Annotated in this window: 26 protein-coding genes and 1 other annotated feature; of the genes, 21 read left to right on the top strand and 5 right to left on the bottom strand. The window is 39.5% G+C overall.

From position 1 onward, the window contains the following. The first annotated feature begins 64 nt into the window (after positions 1 to 64). A complete protein-coding gene (locus PAN07_RS16005) occupies positions 65 to 469 on the top strand; it encodes a PaaI family thioesterase (RefSeq protein WP_269798325.1) in 405 nt (134 codons plus the stop codon). A 66-nt stretch (positions 470 to 535) separates the two neighbouring features. Here PAN07_RS16005 and PAN07_RS16000 read toward each other — a convergent pair whose 3' ends face one another. Both PAN07_RS16000 and PAN07_RS15995 read right to left on the bottom strand, forming a co-directional pair. Then, positions 536 to 922: a VOC family protein gene (locus PAN07_RS16000; protein ID WP_269798324.1), complete on the bottom strand. Its 387-nt coding sequence runs from the start codon at positions 920 to 922 to the stop codon at positions 536 to 538. Positions 923 to 933: 11 nt separating this feature from the next. Continuing rightward, positions 934 to 1,761, bottom strand: coding sequence for an exodeoxyribonuclease III (locus tag PAN07_RS15995; protein ID WP_269798323.1), 828 nt, complete (start codon positions 1,759 to 1,761; stop codon positions 934 to 936). Positions 1,762 to 2,023: 262 nt separating this feature from the next. On the opposite strand from PAN07_RS15995, the gene PAN07_RS15990 reads away from it, so the two are divergent. From PAN07_RS15990 to PAN07_RS15965, 6 genes are all read left to right on the top strand, one after another. Beyond that, on the top strand, positions 2,024 to 3,769 hold the full coding sequence (locus PAN07_RS15990; protein ID WP_269798322.1) for an ABC transporter transmembrane domain-containing protein: 1,746 nt from the start codon (positions 2,024 to 2,026) through the stop codon (positions 3,767 to 3,769). Then, on the top strand, positions 3,759 to 5,501 hold the full coding sequence (locus tag PAN07_RS15985) for an ABC transporter ATP-binding protein (protein ID WP_269798321.1): 1,743 nt from the start codon (positions 3,759 to 3,761) through the stop codon (positions 5,499 to 5,501). Before PAN07_RS15990 ends, PAN07_RS15985 begins: the two co-directional genes overlap by 11 nt. Positions 5,502 to 5,605: 104 nt before the next feature. Next, the gene (locus tag PAN07_RS15980) at positions 5,606 to 6,298 is read left to right on the top strand and encodes a sugar transferase (protein ID WP_269798320.1); all 693 of its coding nucleotides are present in this window, start codon (positions 5,606 to 5,608) and stop codon (positions 6,296 to 6,298) included. A 28-nt stretch (positions 6,299 to 6,326) separates the two neighbouring features. Beyond that, positions 6,327 to 7,550, top strand: a complete 1,224-nt coding sequence (locus tag PAN07_RS15975) for a DegT/DnrJ/EryC1/StrS aminotransferase family protein (RefSeq protein ID WP_269798319.1) — start codon at positions 6,327 to 6,329, stop codon at positions 7,548 to 7,550. Between the two features lie 41 nt (positions 7,551 to 7,591). Continuing rightward, positions 7,592 to 7,823: a binding site (T-box leader), on the top strand. A gap of 63 nt (positions 7,824 to 7,886) precedes the next feature. After that, the gene (trpB, locus tag PAN07_RS15970) at positions 7,887 to 9,068 is read left to right on the top strand and encodes a tryptophan synthase subunit beta (protein ID WP_269798318.1); all 1,182 of its coding nucleotides are present in this window, start codon (positions 7,887 to 7,889) and stop codon (positions 9,066 to 9,068) included. Between the two features lie 27 nt (positions 9,069 to 9,095). After that, positions 9,096 to 9,659, top strand: coding sequence for an aminodeoxychorismate/anthranilate synthase component II (locus PAN07_RS15965; protein WP_269798317.1), 564 nt, complete (start codon positions 9,096 to 9,098; stop codon positions 9,657 to 9,659). A 38-nt stretch (positions 9,660 to 9,697) separates the two neighbouring features. Here the strand turns inward: PAN07_RS15965 and PAN07_RS15960 are convergent, their stop codons facing one another. Beyond that, complete coding sequence (locus tag PAN07_RS15960) at positions 9,698 to 10,360, bottom strand: A24 family peptidase (protein WP_269798316.1); 663 nt, start codon at positions 10,358 to 10,360, stop codon at positions 9,698 to 9,700. A 68-nt stretch (positions 10,361 to 10,428) separates the two neighbouring features. Here PAN07_RS15960 and PAN07_RS15955 point away from each other — a divergent pair, with 68 nt between their 5' ends. The 10 genes from PAN07_RS15955 (at position 10,429) to PAN07_RS15910 (ending at position 15,082) form a co-directional block, all read left to right on the top strand. Beyond that, the gene (locus tag PAN07_RS15955; RefSeq protein ID WP_269798315.1) at positions 10,429 to 10,884 is read left to right on the top strand and encodes a GNAT family N-acetyltransferase; all 456 of its coding nucleotides are present in this window, start codon (positions 10,429 to 10,431) and stop codon (positions 10,882 to 10,884) included. An 86-nt stretch (positions 10,885 to 10,970) separates the two neighbouring features. Beyond that, on the top strand, positions 10,971 to 11,720 hold the full coding sequence (gene truA, locus PAN07_RS15950) for a tRNA pseudouridine(38-40) synthase TruA (RefSeq protein ID WP_269798314.1): 750 nt from the start codon (positions 10,971 to 10,973) through the stop codon (positions 11,718 to 11,720). Then, positions 11,710 to 12,483, top strand: a complete 774-nt coding sequence (locus PAN07_RS15945) for a bifunctional hydroxymethylpyrimidine kinase/phosphomethylpyrimidine kinase (RefSeq protein WP_269798313.1) — start codon at positions 11,710 to 11,712, stop codon at positions 12,481 to 12,483. The genes truA and PAN07_RS15945 overlap by 11 nt, the downstream gene beginning before the upstream one ends. Beyond that, the gene (locus tag PAN07_RS15940) at positions 12,461 to 12,928 is read left to right on the top strand and encodes an ECF transporter S component (protein ID WP_142556573.1); all 468 of its coding nucleotides are present in this window, start codon (positions 12,461 to 12,463) and stop codon (positions 12,926 to 12,928) included. The genes PAN07_RS15945 and PAN07_RS15940 overlap by 23 nt, the downstream gene beginning before the upstream one ends. A gap of 50 nt (positions 12,929 to 12,978) precedes the next feature. Beyond that, positions 12,979 to 13,203, top strand: coding sequence for a YqgQ family protein (locus tag PAN07_RS15935; protein ID WP_185928421.1), 225 nt, complete (start codon positions 12,979 to 12,981; stop codon positions 13,201 to 13,203). Between the two features lie 5 nt (positions 13,204 to 13,208). Beyond that, positions 13,209 to 13,589 (top strand): rhodanese-like domain-containing protein, encoded by a 381-nt coding sequence (locus PAN07_RS15930; RefSeq protein ID WP_075568021.1) that lies wholly within the window; start codon positions 13,209 to 13,211, stop codon positions 13,587 to 13,589. Positions 13,590 to 13,675: 86 nt separating this feature from the next. Beyond that, a complete protein-coding gene (locus tag PAN07_RS15925) occupies positions 13,676 to 13,909 on the top strand; it encodes a DUF4190 domain-containing protein (protein ID WP_142556577.1) in 234 nt (77 codons plus the stop codon). Between the two features lie 178 nt (positions 13,910 to 14,087). Further along, on the top strand, positions 14,088 to 14,333 hold the full coding sequence (locus tag PAN07_RS15920; RefSeq protein ID WP_269798312.1) for a DUF4190 domain-containing protein: 246 nt from the start codon (positions 14,088 to 14,090) through the stop codon (positions 14,331 to 14,333). A 167-nt stretch (positions 14,334 to 14,500) separates the two neighbouring features. Then, positions 14,501 to 14,752, top strand: coding sequence for a hypothetical protein (locus PAN07_RS15915; protein WP_269798311.1), 252 nt, complete (start codon positions 14,501 to 14,503; stop codon positions 14,750 to 14,752). 102 nt (positions 14,753 to 14,854) lie between these two features. Beyond that, positions 14,855 to 15,082 (top strand): DUF4190 domain-containing protein, encoded by a 228-nt coding sequence (locus PAN07_RS15910; protein WP_269798310.1) that lies wholly within the window; start codon positions 14,855 to 14,857, stop codon positions 15,080 to 15,082. Between the two features lie 39 nt (positions 15,083 to 15,121). On the opposite strand, the gene PAN07_RS15905 is transcribed toward PAN07_RS15910, so the two are convergent. Continuing rightward, the gene (locus PAN07_RS15905) at positions 15,122 to 15,847 is read right to left on the bottom strand and encodes a pseudouridine synthase (protein ID WP_269798309.1); all 726 of its coding nucleotides are present in this window, start codon (positions 15,845 to 15,847) and stop codon (positions 15,122 to 15,124) included. Positions 15,848 to 16,007: 160 nt separating this feature from the next. On the opposite strand from PAN07_RS15905, the gene typA reads away from it, so the two are divergent. Beyond that, entirely contained in the window at positions 16,008 to 17,849 is a 1,842-nt protein-coding gene (gene typA / locus PAN07_RS15900) for a translational GTPase TypA (protein ID WP_269798308.1), read from the top strand. Positions 17,850 to 17,868: 19 nt separating this feature from the next. Next, positions 17,869 to 18,114: a DUF3165 family protein gene (locus tag PAN07_RS15895; protein WP_269798307.1), complete on the top strand. Its 246-nt coding sequence runs from the start codon at positions 17,869 to 17,871 to the stop codon at positions 18,112 to 18,114. Positions 18,115 to 18,192: 78 nt separating this feature from the next. On the opposite strand, the gene PAN07_RS15890 is transcribed toward PAN07_RS15895, so the two are convergent. Continuing rightward, positions 18,193 to 19,158: an aromatic acid exporter family protein gene (locus tag PAN07_RS15890; RefSeq protein WP_269798306.1), complete on the bottom strand. Its 966-nt coding sequence runs from the start codon at positions 19,156 to 19,158 to the stop codon at positions 18,193 to 18,195. Positions 19,159 to 19,387: 229 nt separating this feature from the next. Between PAN07_RS15890 and PAN07_RS15885 the strand changes: the two genes are divergently transcribed. Both PAN07_RS15885 and PAN07_RS15880 read left to right on the top strand, forming a co-directional pair. Continuing rightward, positions 19,388 to 19,954, top strand: coding sequence for a mechanosensitive ion channel domain-containing protein (locus PAN07_RS15885; protein WP_269798305.1), 567 nt, complete (start codon positions 19,388 to 19,390; stop codon positions 19,952 to 19,954). Between the two features lie 51 nt (positions 19,955 to 20,005). Next, positions 20,006 to 20,446: CorA family divalent cation transporter (locus PAN07_RS15880; RefSeq protein WP_276593346.1), on the top strand; the 441-nt coding region annotated here is incomplete at its 3' end.

The following is a 20,446-nucleotide window of genomic DNA, read 5'->3' as shown; positions in this document are numbered from 1 at the left end:
TTCCTCTTGCAGACTAGTATAAAATATAGTATGATAGTGTCGTTTGAAAGACTAGGAGGAATGTATGAAGGACTTTCACTTTGATGCTATATCAGCATTTGAAAACTATGAAATCAAGGAGATGAGAGATGGCCATGTAACCATTACTACTAAGGTCGTGAAGTCTTCTCTTAACTATTATGGCAATGCCCATGGAGGTTATCTGTTCACCTTGTGTGACCAAATTAGTGGTTTAGTCGTTATTTCTCTAGATTTGGATGTTGTAACCTTACAGTCTTCCATCAATTACTTAAAAGCTGCCTATCTTGGAGATGAATTAACTATCAAGGGAGAGTGTGTCCATAAAGGACGCACCACCTGTGTCGTCGATGTAGACCTCATCAACCAAGATGGAAAAAATGTCTGCAAAGCAACCTTTACCATGTTTATAACAGGTGAGCGCTCAGAAGAAAAAAGAATTAGAATTTAGAAATATAAAAAAAGAGGCATAAGCCTCTTTTTTATATTTACTTTTTCCTTCTAGTGCTCAATTATCTTATTCACTAAATCTTAAAAAATAGCCATCTGGATCTAAAACTGCAAATTCATGAGGGTAGATATATTGTTCATCAACACGAAATTCTCTTTTAGTCAAAGGACGATGAATAGGATAGTTAGACTCGATTACTTTCTGATAGAGTCGAGGGACATCCTTTATGCCAAAGGAGATATTGACTCCACGACCAAATGGGTAGGTCAGTTCAGCTAGTATATCCTTTGTACCCTCCTCTAGCATTAGCTGGCAATCTTCAAGCGATAAGAAGAGAAAGTTTTCTTCTGGTCGCTCGTATTCGATCGTAAAACCCAGTAAATCACAGTAGAAGGAACGGGACTGTTCTATATTTGAGACCATAAACTCGGGAATAACTGCATTGTAGTCCATAAAGAAACTCCTTACAATTCAATCTCCAAAACAATCGGTGTATGGTCTTGGCGTGCGCCTGAGTCAATCATGTCTGACTTAGTAACCTTGTCAGCAACACGGTTACTTGTGAGCCAGTAGTCGATTCTCCAGCCTGTGTTGTTGATTTTTGAAGTTTTGCTACGTTGTGCCCACCAAGTATAGCGTTCTGGAACATCTCCGTGAACATGGCGGAAGGTGTCAGTAAATCCTTTGGCTAAAAGGTTTGTAAATCCTTCACGTTCTTCGTCTGTAAATCCTGGTGAACGACGGTTGCTGGCCGGGTTGGCAAGGTCAATTTCCTTGTGAGCAACGTTGTAGTCTCCGGTTGCTAGGACAGGTTTTTGCTTATCTAATTCAGCCAAGTACTCGGCATATTTGATATCCCAAACTTGACGTTCTTCTAAGCGTTTGAGTCCGTCACCAGCGTTTGGTGTGTAGACCTGAGTCACGAAACATTTATCAAATTCTAGGGTAATGATGCGACCTTCTGAATCCATGGTAGAAGGTGCACCGATTTCTGGGAAGCTGATAGTTGGAGTGAGTTCTTTCTTATAGAGGAACATAGTTCCAGCATAGCCTTTACGGGCAGGCTCTTGAGAGGAACGCCAAGTGTTTTCGTAGCCTGGGAAGAGTTCTTCAAGCACCTCTAGGTGTTTCTTAGTAGGTCCTGTAGCTGAAAGCTTGGTTTCTTGGATGGCAATGATATCAGCATTTTCAGCAACCAAGGTTTGTAGGACATCTTGTGACAATTTTGCACGCGCAGAGTCACTCGTGAGTGCAGCATTTAGGGAATCAATGTTCCATGAGATAAGTTTCATATTACTTCCTTTTTCATTCAGATTATTGACTATATTATACCAAAAAAAGGCCTATTTCCCCAACGTATGGTTTGAAAAAACACCCTCTTTCGTTTATAATAAGGAGTAATTTAAGGAAGGCGAGTAAAAGGAAGAGGATTTTACTCCAATGAATATCCTTATCGCAGCGTACGATAAAGGAAAAGTATTTGTTGTAAGTTATGAATAAAGAAAACCTGAGGTAGTCGCCTCAGGTTTCCCTTTTCAATTAGAAAGGAAGTTTATGTTTATCATTCAAAAACTATGGTGGTTTTTTAAATTAGAAAAACGCCGTTATCTAGTTGGGATAGTTGCTCTTAGTTTGGTAGCTGTTCTCAACCTCATTCCTCCCATGGTGATGGGGCATGTCATTGATGCCATCACTTTGGGAAATTTGACTCAGTCGGATCTGTTGCTGAATCTCATCTATCTGCTCCTAGCGGCTTTTGGGATGTACTACCTGCGCTATGTTTGGCGCATGTATATCTTAGGGACTTCCTATCGTTTAGGACAAATCATGCGTTCACGTCTCTTTGAACATTTTTCTAAGATGTCTCCGGCTTTTTACCAGACCTATAGAACTGGAGATTTAATGGCGCATGCGACTAATGATATCAATGCTCTAACCCGTCTTGCAGGTGGAGGAGTTATGTCGGCTGTCGATGCTTCTATCACTGCACTTGTTACCTTGTTGACCATGCTTTTTAGTATTTCTTGGCAAATGACCTTGGTGGCTATTTTACCCCTGCCCTTTATGGCTATGGCGACCAGTCGTCTGGGAAGAAAGACCCATAAAGCATTTAACGAATCTCAGGAAGCTTTTTCTGAACTTAACAACAAGGTTCAGGAATCTGTATCAGGTATTAAGGTGACTAAGTCTTTCGGCTATCAAGCCCATGAATTGGATGCTTTTCAAGAAGTCAATCAACTAACCTTTCAAAAGAACTTGCAAACCATGAAATACGACAGCTTGTTTGATCCAATGGTTTTGCTCTTTGTTGGCTTATCTTATGTTCTAACACTTTTAGTTGGTTCTTTCATGGTTCAAGAAGGAAATGTCACTGTCGGTAATCTAGTCACTTTTATCTCCTACTTGGATATGCTAGTCTGGCCCTTGATGGCGATTGGTTTTCTCTTTAATATTACTCAAAGAGGAAAGGTTTCTTACCAGCGCATTGAAAATCTCTTGTCTCAAGAGTCACCCGTTAAAGATTCAGAAGTTGCAATTTCCAAGATTGAAAATGGACGCTTGGAGTATGCAATTGATAGTTTTTCATATGAAAATGAAGAAACCCTTCATGAGATTCACTTTAGTCTAGAAAAGGGACAAACACTGGGCTTGGTTGGACAGACTGGTTCAGGGAAAACCTCACTGATGAAGCTGCTTTTACGAGAGTACGATGTAGACCAAGGAGCGATTTACCTTGATGGTCATGATATACGAGACTATCGTCTGAGCGACCTTAGAGGTCTCATGGGCTATGTTCCTCAAGACCAGTTTCTTTTTGCTAGTTCTATTTTAGAAAATGTTCGTTTTGGTAATCCTGACTTGTCTCTATCTGACGTTGAATATGCGACAAAATTAGCCCAAGTTTATCATGATATTTTGGATATGCCTCAGGGATTCGATACGATTATCGGTGAAAAGGGAGTTAGTTTGTCTGGTGGTCAAAAGCAGCGTCTTGCCATGGCCCGTGCTATGATTTTAAATCCTGATATCTTGATTTTAGATGACTCCTTATCGGCTGTAGATGCCAAGACCGAATATGCTATTATTGATAATCTCAAAGCTACTCGAGAAAACAAAACAACGATCATCTCAGCCCATCGTCTCAGTGCAGTTGTCCACGCTGATTTGATCTTGGTTATGCAAAATGGACAGATTATCGAACGTGGAACTCATGAGGACTTACTAGCCTTGGATGGTTGGTATGCCCAGACCTATCAGTCCCAACAATTGGAAATGAAAGGAGAAGAAGATGCAGAATAAGCAAGAACAATGGTCAGTATTGAAACGATTGCTTGGTTATCTCAAGCCCTATAGCCTCTTAACCCTTCTAGCCCTATCATTTCTCCTAGCAACAACAGTTATCAAGAGTATCATTCCCTTGGTTGCTTCACACTTTATTGACCAGTATCTGGGGAATCTGAGTCAGTTTGCTGTTACTGTTTTGATAGCCTACTATGGTCTTTATATCCTACAAACCCTGATTCAATATATCGGTAATCTACTGTTTGCGCGTGTATCTTATAGCATTGTTAGAGACATTCGCAGAGATGCCTTTGCTAATATGGAAAAACTAGGCATGTCTTATTTTGACAAGACACCTTCAGGTTCTATCGTTTCACGATTGACCAATGATACAGAGACCATCAGTGATATGTTTTCAGGACTTTTGTCTAGCTTTATTTCAGCGATTTTTATTTTTGTGACAACTCTTTACACAATGATGGTCCTGGATTTTCGTCTGACAGGTTTGGTTCTTCTATTTCTACCTTTGATTTTTATCTTGGTTAATCTCTACCGAAAAAAATCAGTTAAAATCATCGAAAAAACGAGAAGCTTTTTGTCAGATATAAATAGCAAGTTGGCAGAAAGTATTGAAGGTATTCGAATTATTCAAGCCTTTAATCAAGAAAAACGCCTGCAGGAAGAATTTGATGAGATTAATGAAGAACACTACGTCTATGCCAACCGTTCAGTAGCCTTGGACGCCCTCTTTTTACGTCCTGCCATGAGTTTGTTGAAGCTCTTAGGTTATGCAGTTCTCATGGCCTATTTTGGCTATCGTGGGCTTTATATCGGGATGACAGCAGGTACCATGTATGCCTTTATTCAGTATATCAATCGTCTCTTTGATCCTTTGATAGAGGTCACGCAAAACTTCTCAATTCTTCAGACTTCAATGGTATCAGCTGGGCGAGTCTTTGCGCTGATTGACCGAAGTAATTATGAGCCTATCCAAGCTGACAGTGAGCTAGCAATCAGAGAAGGGAATATTCGTTTTGAGCATGTTTCTTTTTCCTATGATGGGGTAAATCAAATTTTGGATGATATTTCCTTTACTGTCAATAAGGGTGAAACCATTGCCTTTGTCGGGCATACTGGCTCTGGGAAATCTTCTATTATCAATGTTCTCATGCGCTTTTATGAATTTCAGTCAGGACGGGTTTTGATAGATAATGTAGATATTCGTAACTATAGCCAGCAAGAACTAAGAAAAAACATGGGCTTGGTCTTACAGGACCCCTTACTCTATCACGGAACTATCAAGTCTAATATTGCTATGTACCAAGATATCAGTGATGAAGAGGTTAAGGCTGCAGCAGAGTTTGTCGATGCAGATTCTTTTATTCAAGAATTGCCTCAAGGATATAACTCTCCTGTCTCAGAGCGGGGTTCTAGTTTTTCAACTGGTCAACGTCAACTTCTTGCCTTTGCCAGAACAGTCGCCAGTCAGCCTAAAATCTTGATTTTAGATGAAGCGACAGCCAATATTGATTCGGAAACAGAAACACTGGTTCAGACTTCCTTGGCTAAGATGCGAAAAGGGCGGACAACCATTGCCATTGCCCATCGCTTATCTACCATTCAAGATGCCAATTGTATCTATGTTTTAGATAAGGGCCGGATTATTGAGTCTGGGAATCACGAGGAGCTCTTAGCTTTAGGTGGAACCTATCACAAAATGTATAGCTTACAAGCAGGGGCCTTATCTTAAAAGGGAGTTCTAAAATGCTAGATTTCTTCACCTAGCTATCTAATTTGTGGTATAATGAAGGATATTGATAAATATTACTATACTAAAAACAGAGGAGAATATGCATGCTTAAATGGGATGAACTACCCCTCGAGATACAATTAAGCGAGGTTGAACCCTACTATCAGCTAGTCTCTCAAAGAAAAGGAAGTCTGCTCCTCAAGCGTTGTTTAGATTTCTTGCTAGCCTTGGTCGTTTTATTCTTGACCTCACCCTTATTTATTGTTCTAAGTATTTGGATCAAACTCGATAGTAAGGGACCTATTATTTATAAGCAAGAACGGGTAACACAATATAACAGACATTTCAAGATATGGAAATTCCGTACCATGGTGACAGATGCGGACAAGAAAGGAAGTCTGGTGACTTCTGCAAATGACAGTCGCATCACTAAGGTTGGTCAATTCATTCGTCGTGTCCGTTTGGATGAACTACCTCAGCTGGTCAATGTTCTAAAAGGGGAAATGTCCTTTGTCGGTACACGACCTGAAGTACCACGTTATACTGAGCAATACAGTCCTGAGATGATGGCGACTTTGCTTTTGCCAGCAGGAATTACATCGCTTGCCAGTATTCACTATAAGGACGAGGATGCCATCATCAGTCAAATGACGGCAAAAGGTATGACTGTTGATCAGGCTTATGTAGAAAGAGTTCTTCCAGAGAAAATGCACTTTAACCTAGCCTATCTGCGTGATTTTAGTTTCGTAGGTGATATCAAAATCATGTTACAGACTGTCGTTGAAGTTTTAAAATAAAGAAATCAAAAGCTAAAGGAGTAAATCAATGCCAAATTACAATATTCCATTTTCACCACCTGATATTACCGAAGCTGAAATTGCTGAGGTAGCTGATACCCTTCGTTCAGGATGGATCACAACAGGTCCAAAGACAAAAGAACTAGAACGTCGTCTGTCTCTCTATACTCAGACACCTAAAACGGTCTGCCTCAATTCTGCAACAGCAGCTCTTGAATTGATTTTGCGTGTGCTTGAAGTAGGGCCTGGTGACGAAGTCATTGTTCCGGCTATGACCTACACAGCATCATGTAGTGTGATCACTCACGTAGGTGCGACACCAGTTATGGTTGATATCCAAAAAGACACTTTTGAAATGGATTATGACCAACTGGAGCAAGCTATTACTGAAAAAACTAAGGTTATCATCCCAGTTGAACTTGCAGGGATTATCTGTGACTATGACCGTTTGTTCCAAGTCGTCGAGAAAAAACGTGATCTCTATACAGCTGCTAGCAAGTGGCAAAAGGCCTTTAACCGTATTGTGATTGTCTCTGATAGTGCCCATGCTTTGGGTTCAACTTATAAAGGACAAGCAGCTGGTTCGATTGCTGACTTTACATCATTCTCTTTCCACGCAGTCAAGAATTTTACAACTGCTGAGGGCGGAAGTGCGACTTGGAAAGCAAATCCAGCTATTGATGATGAAGAAATGTATAAGGAATTCCAGATTCTTTCTCTTCATGGTCAAACTAAGGATGCCCTTGCCAAGATGCAACTGGGTTCTTGGGAATACGATATCGTAACACCAGCCTACAAGTGCAACATGACGGATATCATGGCTTCGCTTGGTCTGGTTCAGTTGGACCGTTATCCTGCTTTATTACAACGTCGTAAGGACATCGTGGATCGCTATGACCGTGGATTTGTAGGAACTCGTATTCACCCATTGGCTCATGAGACAGATACTGTTGAATCTTGTCGTCACCTTTACATTACCCATGTAGAAGGTGCGAGCCTCGAAGAGCGCAACCAAATCATTCAAGAATTGGCCAAGGCAGGAATTGCAAGTAACGTCCACTACAAACCGCTTCCGCTTTTGACAGCCTATAAGAATCTTGGCTTTGATATGGCAGATTATCCGCGAGCTTATGCCTTCTTTGAAAATGAAATTACGCTTCCTCTTCATACAAAATTAACGGATGAAGAAGTAGATTATATCATTGAAACATTTATTAAAGTGACAGAAGAAATTCTTGCTTCTTCAAAATAATCGTTTAAAAACCATTGACAAAGAATAGATAATGACATATAATGATTTCAACAAATCAGAAAAGTAATTATTTTAGATCTTCAGGGAGCCTGTGGTTGCTGCGAACAGGTGGTTGAAAATAGTGAAATTGGGCTGATTTGAAAAAATGAATTTGAAACAATGAAAATTCGGTGCGCACACCTTATAGTGCAACTTGTTGATAGACAAGGCAGAGATGTAAAGGGGATAGTCTTTTTACAATTGAGGTGGTACCGCGTTACTAACGCCCTCACATGGAAGTGGATTCCGTGTGTGGGCTTTTTCATATTTTGGAATAATAGAAAAGAGGAAAATTTTATGACAACTAAAGGATATTTTGGACAATTTGGTGGTAGTTTTGTACCTGAGCCGATTCAGGCTTTGTTGGATGAGTTGGAAGTGACTTTTGATAAGTACAAGGATGATCCAGAGTTTTTAGCTGAGTTTCGTCATTACTTGAAGGATTATTCAGGTCGTGAGACACCGTTATATTACGCAGAAAGCTTGACAGAACACCTAGGCGGAGCTAAGATTTATCTCAAGCGTGAAGACCTTAACCACCTGGGTTCTCACAAGCTTAACAACGTTTTAGGGCAGATCCTTCTTGCCAAACGTATGGGCAAAAAACGTGTGATTGCTGAAACAGGAGCTGGTCAGCACGGTGTTGCGACAGCGGCAGCGGCAGCTAAGTTTGGTATGGCATGTGATGTCTATATGGGGGCAGAAGATGTGGAGCGTCAACGACTCAATGTCTTCCGAATGGAGATGATGGGAGCAACTGTTCACGCAGTTGAAACTGGTACTCGTACCCTCAAAGATGCGGTTGACGCAGCCTTTGGAGCATGGATGAATGACCTTGAGGCCTTCTACGTTTTAGGATCTGCTGTAGGACCTCACCCTTATCCAACTATTGTTCATGAATTCCAAAAAGTCATCAGTGAAGAATCACGTCGTCAAATCTTGGAAAAAGAAGGACGACTGCCAGACTACGTTATTGCCTGTGTGGGTGGTGGTTCTAATGCCATCGGAGCTTTTTCACAGTATGTAGCTGATGAAGAAGTAAAATTGGTTGGGGTAGAAGCTGCTGGTCATGGTTTAGATACCGACAAACACGCAGCAACTATGACCAAGGGGAGTGTCGGAATTGTCGATGGAATGAAGACTTATGCAGTTTTTAAGGAAGATGGAGAGCTTGCTCCAGTCTACTCTATCTCAGCAGGTTTGGACTATCCAGGGGTTGGTCCAGAACATGCCTTCTTTAAAGATTCAGGTCGTGTAGAATATGTTGCAGCAACTGATGAAGAGGCTGTTCAAGCCTTGCTTTTACTAAGCAAGACAGAAGGAATTATCCCAGCGATCGAAAGCTCGCATGCAATTGCAGAAGCAGTCAAACGCGCACCAAAACTAAGTAAAGATGAGATTATCATCATCAATGTCTCAGGTCGTGGAGACAAGGACGTAGCTGCTATTGCTGACTACCTTGAAGCAAAGAATAACTAATCATTCCAAGATTAAAGGGAGAAAATTGTGATTTTATTGATTGATAATTATGATTCTTTTACCTACAATCTAGCTCAATATATCGGAACCTTTTCTCCTGTTGAGGTCTTGCGAAACGACGATCCTCGTCTCTATCAAGTAGCAGAAAAAGCAAGAGCTCTTGTCTTTTCTCCTGGCCCCGGTTGGCCAGCTGATGCTGGGAAAATGGAGGAAATGATTCGAGATTTTGCTGGGAAAAAGCCAATTTTGGGAATTTGCTTGGGACATCAGGCTATTGCAGAGGCTTTTGGTGGAAAACTAGGTTTGGCTCCAAAGGTCATGCATGGTAAACAAAGTCAGCTCCAATTTGAAGCTCCATCCATTCTTTGTCAGGGTATAGAAAATAACTGTTCAGTCATGCGTTACCATAGTCTTATGGTGGAGGAATTACCCGCAGACTTTGAAGTTACCGCTCGTGCGATAGACGATCAGGTTATCATGGGTTTTCAACACAAGAAGCTCCCTATCTATGGCTTTCAATATCATCCAGAAAGTATAGGGACACCAGATGGACTATCAACCATACGAAACTTCATTGAAAAAGTTATCTAAGGAATAGGACGACAAAATAAAAGTCATAGAGGGCCTGACTATCCTAAAAGCAAAAGCTTACCCAAAATAATCATACAGGTAGCAAATAAGAGGAAAGGCACGAAAGGGAGCCTTTTCTTTTTCTTTTTCAGGAGAAAAGCTAGGATGCCAGTTGTAGAAGCGAACTGTATCAAAATTAGTAATTCTGTCAGACTAAAGATAAGCGCACAAGAAGCTAGAAAGAGAAAATCCCCTGCACCGATGCGGATATCGATAAAGTGAGCCAAAATTCCCAGAATAAGAAAGAAAATCATAACTAGATTCCAACCACAGCAAACCATGAGGATTAGGTGAAAGGTCAGCCAGACGAGTAAGGGATATTCCTGATGACGAAAGTCGTAGATGCCCAAAGTCAAGCCGGCAGTTATCAAGATGACTTGCCCCAAAGTTAAAAATCCCACAGACTCAGCTAGAAAGAGCAGTCCCAAAGATAACTCAAAGAAAGCATACCAGACAGGATAGCTTGACTTGCAATAGCGACAGCGAAAGCGATTGAATACCTGTGAGAGAAATGGAATCAAATCCAGTGGTCTCAAACGAGTCTGACAAGAATCGCAGTGACTAGCAGGAAAGATAATAGACTGCTCAGGAAAGCGGTCAATGACAAGACCTAGAAAGGAAGCAATAATAGCTCCTACAAAAAAAAAGTAAAAATGAATCATACTTATTTATTCGGAAAAAAAGGAGAAATAGTATAATGGAGAAACACAGATAAGATAGTGAGGTCAAGATGATAATTCGTTTTGAAGAAAATGTGAGTATAGAAAACGCTCAATTCGTATGCCAATGGTCCAACTCTCTCGGCAAACCCTTTCAAGAACAATGGATGGGACCAATGATTCCTTTTCCCTTGACAATTCAAGTCTTGCAAGATTTGGAAGGAATTTTTTCAATATTTGATGGACAAGAGTTTGTGGGGCTTATCCAGAAAATCAGGATAGAAGACAGGAATCTTCATATCGGGAGATTTTTTATCAATCCTCAGAAACAGGGGCAGGGCTTAGGTAGCCAGGCTTTAAGGGAATTTGTTAGTTTGGCCTTTGAAAATGAAGACATAGATACTATTTCTCTAAATGTCTACGAGGCAAATCAAACAGCTTACAATCTTTACCAAAAAGAAGGATTTGAAATCGTTCAAATGGTTGAAGTACCTGTACGAAAATATATGATGAAAAAATCTAGATAAAAAATTAGATTATATTACAAACTGTCCCCGTACAATTTTTGGTTTTCAAACTTGTTGCAGAGAAATTTTCTTGATAAAATAGATACATGACTAGATATAAAGCAATCATTTCCTATGATGGTTACGCCTTTGCTGGTTTTCAGAGGCAACCTCACGCGCGTAGTGTCCAAGAGGAAATTGAAAAAACTCTAACAAAATTAAATAAAGGACAAGCCATTACCATTCATGGCGCTGGGCGAACGGATAGCGGTGTTCATGCCTTAGGTCAGGTTATCCACTTTGATCTTCCCTATCAGATGGATGAGGAAAAGCTTCGCTTTGCTCTCGATACTCAAAGTCCTGAGGATATAGATGTGATTTTGATTGAGGTAGTGGCTGATGATTTTCATTGCCGTTATGCCAAGCATAGCAAGACCTATGAGTTTATCGTGGATAGAGGGCGTCCTAAAAATCCTATGAGACGTCATTACGCCACCCACTATCCTTATCCACTTGACGTGGAGCGTATGCAAATGGCTATTAAAAAATTAGAAGGAACCCATGACTTCACTGGCTTTACTGCTACAGGAACTAGTGTGGAGGACAAAGTTAGGACGATTACGGAAGCCACTCTTAGAGTTGATGAAACAGGACAGTTTTTGACTTTTACCTTCTCAGGCAATGGTTTCCTCTATAAGCAGATTCGGAATATGGTTGGAACCCTGCTGAAAATTGGCAACAATCGGATGCCGATTGAACAGATTGACCTGATTTTGGAGAAAAAAGACAGACAGTTGGCAGGGCCGACTGCAGCACCCAATGGTTTGTATTTGAAGGAGATTTCTTATGAAGAATAATCGTATTTTAGCACTTTCAGGAAATGATATTTTTAGTGGAGGTGGACTGGCAGCAGATCTTGCGACCTATACTTTAAATGGTTTGCATGGTTTTGTAGCCATGACTTGTCTAACTGCTCTGACTGAAAATGGTTTTGAAGTCTTTCCTACAGATGAGATTATTTTCCAACAGCAGTTAGATAGTCTTAAGAGTGTAGACTTTGTAGCTATTAAAATTGGTCTTTTACCGACTGTTGGTGTTGCTGAAAAAGCCCTCAACTTTATCAAGGAGCGCACAGGTGTTCCTGTTGTCTTGGACCCTGTTCTCGTTTGTAAGGAGACTCATGATGTTGCTGTCAGCGAGCTTTGTCAAGAGTTGATTCGCTTTTTCCCTTATGTGACTGTGATTACACCTAATCTTCCAGAGGCTGAACTTTTGGCAGATCAAAAGATTAAAACCTTGGAAGATATGAAAGCTACAGCTAAAAAATTACATGACTTGGGTGCGCCAGCAGTTATTATCAAGGGTGGGAATCGCCTTAGACAGGATAAGGCTGTGGATGTCTATTATGATGGCCATGACTTTACTATTTTAGAAAATCCAGTCTTAGAAGGGCAAAATGCTGGTGCAGGATGTACTTTTGCATCGAGCATTGCTAGTCAGTTAGTTAAGGGAGAGGAGCTATTAGCAGCTGTTGAGAGTTCCAAAGCCTTTGTTTACCGTGCCATTGCACAAGCAGATCAATATGGAGTAAGACAATATGAAGCAAACAAAAACCAGTAAAATCGCCCTAGTATCCATCTTAACAGCCCTATCCGTAGCTTTGGGTTATGTAGTGAAAATCCCAACTGCTACGGGAATCCTCACGTTTTTGGATGCTGGAATTTTCTTTACTGCCTTTTATTTTGGGCGACGTGAAGGAGGCATCGTTGGGGGTCTAGGAGGTTTTCTCATTGACCTGATTTCAGGTTATCCTCACTGGATGATCTTCAGCTTAATTTTCCATGGTTCGCAGGGGTATTTTGCCGGATTTAAAGGGAAATGGCAATGGTTAGGATTAGTCTTGGCATCGCTTGTCATGGTTGCTGGTTATGCCTTTGCGACTGCTTGGATGAAAGGTTGGGGTCAAGCTTTGGCTGATGTTCCTCACAATCTGGTTCAGAATTTTGTTGGAATGCTTGTCGGATTCCTTCTCTGCCAAAGTATTACTAAGATTCGCAAACAGTAAAAGACAATCTTCAATGGCTGCTATTGAAAAAACTCTGATCTTTTGCTAAAATGAAAGCTATGAAAACACTCTACGATGTGCAACAATTTCTCAAACAGTTCGGCATTCTTGTCTATATGGGGAAACGTCTTTATGACATTGAATTAATGAAGATTGAACTATCTCGAATCTATGATGCTGGCTTGATGGATAAGCTGGATTATCTAGAAGCGGAGGCTGTCCTTCGCAGAGAGCACAAGATAGAATTAGACTATTTAGAAAAAAATGGAGATTAGGTATTATGATAACTTGGGTATTATGGGGACTTATAGTGGCGATGTTAGTATGGATGGGATACAATTATCTTCGTATTCGTCGTGCTGCAAAAATTGTAGACAATGCAGAGTTTGAGTCTTTAATTCGTACAGGTCAGTTAATTGACTTGCGTGATCCAGCAGACTTCCATAGAAAACATATCCTTGGTGCTCGTAACATTCCTTCAAATCAATTGAAGACAAGCCTTGCGGCTCTTCGTAAGGATAAGCCTGTTCTTCTTTATGAAAACCAACGTGCGCAACGTGTTACCAATGCAGCGATTTTCTTGAAAAAACAAGGCTTTTCAGATATTTATATCCTTTCTTATGGACTGGATTCTTGGACAGGAAAGGTCAAGACTAGCTAATCTTATGTAAAAATCTGTCGAATGATAGATAAAGCTAGCGTATTATGGTATAATTAATTTGTAATAAATTTAAGGAGTTTTATTATATGGATACACAAGAAAAGAAAAAACACCCACTTATTTTAGGTATTCTATCTATCGTCCTTGGCTTGCTATCTCCAATAGTAGGACTGATTCTAGGTATCGTTGGACTAGTAATGGCTAATTCAAGTCAAAAAGAATCTGGTTTAGACTTTAAAAGAGAAAGAATCCTAAGTATTGTCGGGATTGTAGTTTCTGTCCTTAACTGGATTGCGGGTATCGCTTTATTTTATAGCTAAGTAAGAATTTAAAAAAGCTTTATATTTAAAGCTTTTTTATTTTATCCAATCTTCTCGAAGTAGGTATCAATCATTTCTAATATTTCCCGGCTCAAGGGAAAGGTTATTTATTGCACATTAGATAAAATCTCTTTGTGTGGTATAATGAATCTGTAATAAATTTAAGGAGTTTTATAATATGGATACACAAAAAAAGAAAAAACACCCACTTATTTTAGCTATTCTATCTATCGTCCTTGGATTGCCATCTCCAATAGTAGGACTGATTCTAGGTATCGTTGGACTAGTCATGGCTAATTCAAGTCAAAAAAAATCTGATCTAGACTTTAAAAGAGAAAGAATCCTAAGTATCGTGGGGATCGTAGTTTCTGTCCTTAGCTGGATTGTGGACATCGCTTTATTTTATAGCTTAGCAAGAATCTAAAAAAGCTTTATATTTAAAGTTTTTTTATTTTATACAATTTTCTCGAAGTAGGTATCAATCATTTCTAATATTTCCTGGCTCAAGGGAAAGGTTATTTATTGCACATTAAATAAAATCTCTTTGTATGGTATAATGAATCTGTAATCAATTTAAGGAGTTTTTATAATATGAATACAGAAGAAAAGAAAAAAGCGCCAATTGTTTTGAGTATCATATCTATCATAGTTGCCTTTGGATTTCCAGTGTTAAGTATTATTTTTGGTATTTTTGGTTTGGTCTTGGCTAATTCACATCAAAAAGAGTCTGGACTAGACTATAAGACAGAAAAAATTCTCTCTATTTTAGGGATTGTGTTAGGGGTTGTGATTTCTGCACTTATCTGTATCGTACTTATCTCACAACTTTCGAGAATTAATTAAAACAAAAAAGCTTTAGTTTTAAAGCTTTTTTATTTTATTCAAGGACAAAATAGCTTTGTATGGTATAATGAATTTGTATTAAATTTTAAGGAGATTTTAAACATGCAAGAAAAGAAAAAAACCGCACGTAATATAGGTATCCTATCAATCGTAGCTAGTCTTGTGATTCCAGTGGTAGGTATTGTTTTAGGAGCTCTTGCTATAATAGAAGCTAACACACGTAAAAAAGAATCTGGACTTGACTATAAAACAGAAAGAATTCTAGCGATTGTAGGTATTGTTCTTTCTGCGCTTAACTGGATTATTGGAATTTTTTTAAATATGAGTTAAAGAATCTAAAAAAGGCTTTATTTTTAAAGCTTTTTTGTTTTATCTACTTTTCTCTAAGTAGTTTTTAATAATTTCCAATTCCTCTTGATTCAAGGGTCGGTATTGACCTTCTGCTAACTCTGAATCTAATGTAAAATCCCCGAACTGAACTCTTTTTAGGGCAGTTACCTTGACACCGACTGAGAGAAACATTTTCTTGACCTGATGAAATTTCCCTTCAGAGATGGTGATGGTGGCTCTGCTGAGGCTAGGGCTTGCTACTTGAATCTCAAGTTGAGCTGGTTTACAGGCAGTTCCATCTAAAAAGATAATCCCATCTTTGAACTGTTGGATGTGGTCGGATGAGAGCAGTCCATTGACTTCAACTTGGTAAGCTTTATCTACATGATATTGAGGATGGAGAAGTTGAAAACCCAGGGGTCCATTATCCGTCAAGAGAAGAAGACCTGTTGTATCTCGATCCAGTCGACCAATTGCATAGAGTTGCTCTGACTGGAAATGTTTAGGCAGTAGGTCCATGACCGTTGGTAGTTCCTTGTCCTTTCTTGCAGTCACGACTCCATTTGGCTTATGGAGCATAAGGTAGATGTGCTCATATCCTTGGATTTGGCGCCCTTGAAAGACTAGTTTCTGTAATCCTGTATCAATATTTTGTGCAAGGGAAGAAGCCGCTTTCCCATCTATAAAGATTTCTTTTTTTAGGAGAGCCTGTTTCATAGCTTTCCGACTGATTTTTTCCTGGGCTAATAATTTATCTAAACGCATATCAGCCTATCTTATCACAAGATGCCATTTTTGAAAAGAAAAGGCATGGGAAGAAAAGTTTTTGAAAACATTTACACTTACTTGAGTTAAGTCATTTGCCTAAAATTGTGGTATAATCGTTCAGTTAGAAAATAAATTTTTGAATATAACAGAGGAAATCATGACAAAATTAAGAGAAGATATCCGCAACGTAGCCATTATTGCCCACGTTGACCACGGAAAAACAACCCTCGTTGATGAATTGTTGAAACAATCATCAACACTTGATGCACGTACAGAACTAGCTGAGCGTGCAATGGATTCAAACGATATCGAAAAAGAGCGTGGAATTACGATTCTTGCGAAAAACACTGCCGTAGCTTATAACGGTACACGCATCAACATCATGGACACACCAGGACACGCGGACTTCGGTGGAGAAGTTGAGCGTATCATGAAAATGGTTGATGGTGTTGTTTTGGTCGTAGATGCTTACGAAGGAACTATGCCACAGACTCGTTTCGTATTGAAAAAAGCCTTGGAACAAGACCTTGTACCAATCGTTGTAGTTAACAAAATCGATAAGCCATCAGCTCGTCCAGCAGAAGTAGTTGATGAAGTCTTGGAACTCTTCATCGAGCTTGGTGCGGATGATGACCAACTTGACTTCCCAGTTGTTTATGCGTCAGCGATCAACGGAACATCTTCATTGTCAGATGATCCAGCAGACCAAGAAAAGACTATGGCGCCAATCTTTGACACCATTATCGACCACATTCCAGCTCCAGTTGATAACTCAGATGAGCCTCTTCAATTCCAAGTGTCTCTTCTTGACTACAATGACTTCGTAGGACGTATCGGTATCGGACGTATCTTCCGTGGTAGTGTCAAGGTTGGGGACCAAGTTACCCTTTCTAAACTTGACGGAACAACCAAAAACTTCCGTGTTACAAAACTCTTTGGTTTCTTTGGTTTGGAACGTCGTGAAATCCAAGAAGCTAAAGCTGGTGATTTGATTGCTGTATCAGGTATGGAAGATATCTTCGTTGGGGAAACCATCACTCCTACAGACGCAGTTGAAGCTCTTCCAGTTCTTCACATCGACGAACCTACTCTTCAAATGACCTTCTTGGTTAACAACTCACCTTTTGCTGGTCGTGAAGGTAAGTGGGTAACTTCTCGTAAGGTGGAAGAACGCTTGCAAGCAGAATTGCAAACAGACGTATCTCTTCGTGTTGAGTCAACAGATTCACCAGATAAATGGACGGTTTCAGGACGTGGGGAATTGCACTTGTCAATCCTCATCGAAACTATGCGTCGTGAAGGTTATGAGCTTCAAGTATCTCGTCCAGAAGTGATCATCAAAGAAATTGATGGAGTCAAATGTGAACCATTTGAACGTGTCCAAATCGATACTCCAGAAGAATACCAAGGTTCAGTTATCCAAAGTCTTTCTGAGCGTAAGGGTGAAATGTTGGATATGATTGCAACTGGAAACGGTCAAACTCGTTTGGTTTTCCTAGTTCCTGCACGTGGTTTGATTGGATATTCAACTGAGTTCTTGTCAATGACACGTGGTTATGGTATCATGAACCACACCTTTGACCAATACTTGCCAATGATTCCAGGTGAAATTGGGGGACGTCACCGTGGTGCCCTCGTTTCTATCGATGCTGGTAAGGCAACCACATACTCTATCATGTCGATCGAAGAACGTGGTACTATCTTTGTTAACCCAGGTACTGAGGTTTATGAAGGTATGATCATCGGTGAAAACTCTCGTGAGAATGACTTGACTGTTAACATCACGAAAGCAAAACAAATGACTAACGTTCGTTCCGCTACTAAGGACCAAACAGCGGTTATCAAGACACCTCGTATTTTGACGCTTGAAGAATCACTTGAGTTCTTGAACGATGATGAATACATGGAAGTAACACCTGAATCAATCCGTTTACGTAAGCAAATCCTTAACAAGGCAGAGCGTGAGAAAGCAAATAAAAAGAAAAAATCAGCTGAATAAAGGCTAGAAAGAGATAAAGATGGTCTACTTAATCATAGGGATTTTATTACTCTTACTTTATATTTTTGCGACGCCAAAGAGTATCAAGGGAACAGTCAATGTTGTAATATTAGTCTTTGGTCTGGTTGCCCTCTTGATTTTATTGATGATGTCAGCTTTCCAAATCTTCCAGTTACCAGCAGAATTTTTCGTTGCAATAGCAATGATCGCTCTTGCTTACTTTAGCTTGAAAGATATTCATCTCATGTCTGAAGGAAAGAAATAAAGGCCTGAAATATTCCTAAACAAAAACACCTTTCGGATTGCAAGTTTCTGCAGTCTGAAAGGTGTTTTTTGTCTTAAATCACTCTGTTGCATGTTTAGAGTAACGTTGGTAGAAATCTACTTTTATTTGAATAAAGTGTTCTAATTCGCGAAAGAGTTGTAATAGGGTAGCCCGTGTCTCAAACTCTTCTCTTGTTTTAGGGAGAGAACGATTGCGAAATACCTGCAGGTATTTCTCGATGTCTTCCAACAAGTTATAGGCTGGATTGGTTTGACTCAGTTGGCTAGCTGTTTTTGAAAAGAGTTGAGCGACAATTAGACTCTCACTAGCGGCTAGTTGGCAGGTGTTAATCTGCTTGGCCATATTTCTTAAAATGCGGGTTTGTCTTTGGCGCATTTCAAAGTAGTGGATATGATAGTCTGTTTGATGAAAGAGATGATCAGAATGGTCCAGATAGACTAGTTTGAGGGCTTCCTCCAGTAGTTGATCAAGTTCATTTACAAGTTGAGCCTGATTACGGCCATCTCCTCTTTTCAGATAGTGAGAAAGCCGTAGAAGAACATCTCTGAGTTTTTCTTCAACAAGAGTATGATAATGTTGAATTTCTTTTTCACGTGAAGGCATGTAGAGATTGACTAAAAGAGCAAAACTGGTACCGATGAGGAAGAGTAAGAGCTCGTTCAGTAAAAGTGCTGGTGCTGTTGATTGTTGGATTAATAGATGGCTAACCAAGACGCTACTTGGAGTAATTCCAATTTCCCAACCGAGTTTATAGGCTAGAGGAACATAGATTGCTAAGTAAAGTCCGAAGCTCCAAATATGATAACCAGTTAGTTGAAAGGCAATAACACCAACTAAGAGAGCTAGAAGAGTTGAAAAAAGACGATTGCGGGCTAGCTTGATCGTGCTTCTTCGTGTATCAGAGAGACTCAAAATAGCAATGATACCAGCTGATACAGCTGATGACAAATCAAAAAAGTAGGCTAGTAAACAAGCAAAACAAGTTGCTAGGACTAGTTTAAGAGTGCGTTGTGTGATAGACATAGAATACTTCCTTGAGATAAATGCTTTAAAGTTTTAGTAGTAGATGAGGTAGAAAGGTCTATTCCAAGAGAGTTATTGAGAAAATAATTTGTTCTCCATGTAGTGGTTTGATTATAGTATAAATATGTTTTGAAATCAAGTGAATCTAATAATAGTATAGGCAGAATGAATATCTACCAAACTGGTTCAGATATCGTTTTATGGTATAATATTAGGAAAGGAGCTTACTATGCCAACATTTATTCAAAATTATATCGATAAGTTAAATATCAGCAGTATTCTAGAAGAGTTGTTTTCAAAATTAGTCTCTCTAGTCCTTCTTTTTATTGTCTTTTATATCGTTAAAATAATTTTCCATCAAGTTGTGAAAAGAGTTGTTAAACCATCCTTAAAATTTTCCCAGAAAGATGAGGCGCGCCAAAAGACAATTTCTAGATTGATTGAAAATATTTTGAACTACACCCTCTATTTCTTTTTACTCTACTTTGTTTTATCTACTCTAGGCTTACCTGTATCAAGTCTACTGGCAGGTGCTGGGATTGCTGGGGTGGCAATCGGGATGGGGGCTCAAGGATTTTTATCGGATGTGGTCAATGGCTTTTTCATCCTCTTTGAGCGCCAGTTAGATGTTGGAGATCAAGTTGAGTTTACGAATGGTCCGATTACAATCTCTGGTAAGGTTGTGAGTGTCGGTATTCGTACGACTCAACTGCGCAGTGAGGATGGAGTCCTTCACTTTGTTCCCAATAGAAGTATCACGGTTGTCAGCAATTTTTCAAGGAAAGAAGAGAACTGAAATTTTACCTCTTTTATGGTACAATAGAAAGAGTTTGGTAAAGGAGAAACGATGGTTTTAGATAAACAATTAGGAAATGGTTGTGTTTGGATCAATCTAGATGTAGAAAAAATTAAAAATCTTGAAGATTTATCTGAAATCTACGGATTGGATAAGGAAACCATCGAATATGCGCTGGATAAAAATGAACGTGCCCATATGGATTATAACCGTGAGAATGGGACTGTGACCTTTATCTACAATGTTCTGGACTTAGAAAAGGACAAGGATTACTATGAAGCGATTCCCATGACCTTTATCGTTGAAAACAAACGAATGATTACCATCAGCAACCATAAGAATGCTTATGTCATTGATCAGATGTTAGCTTATCTGGATAGCCATGAGTCGCTTTCTATTTACAAGTTTCTCTTTGCTGGTTTAGAGATTATCAGTAACGCTTATTATCCTGTCATTGAAGAGATGGATAAAAGTAAGGACGAAATTAGTGCC

The sequence above is a fragment of the Streptococcus sp. SM5 genome (genome assembly GCF_027497975.1).
This window is presented reverse-complemented; position numbering and strand designations above follow the sequence as displayed.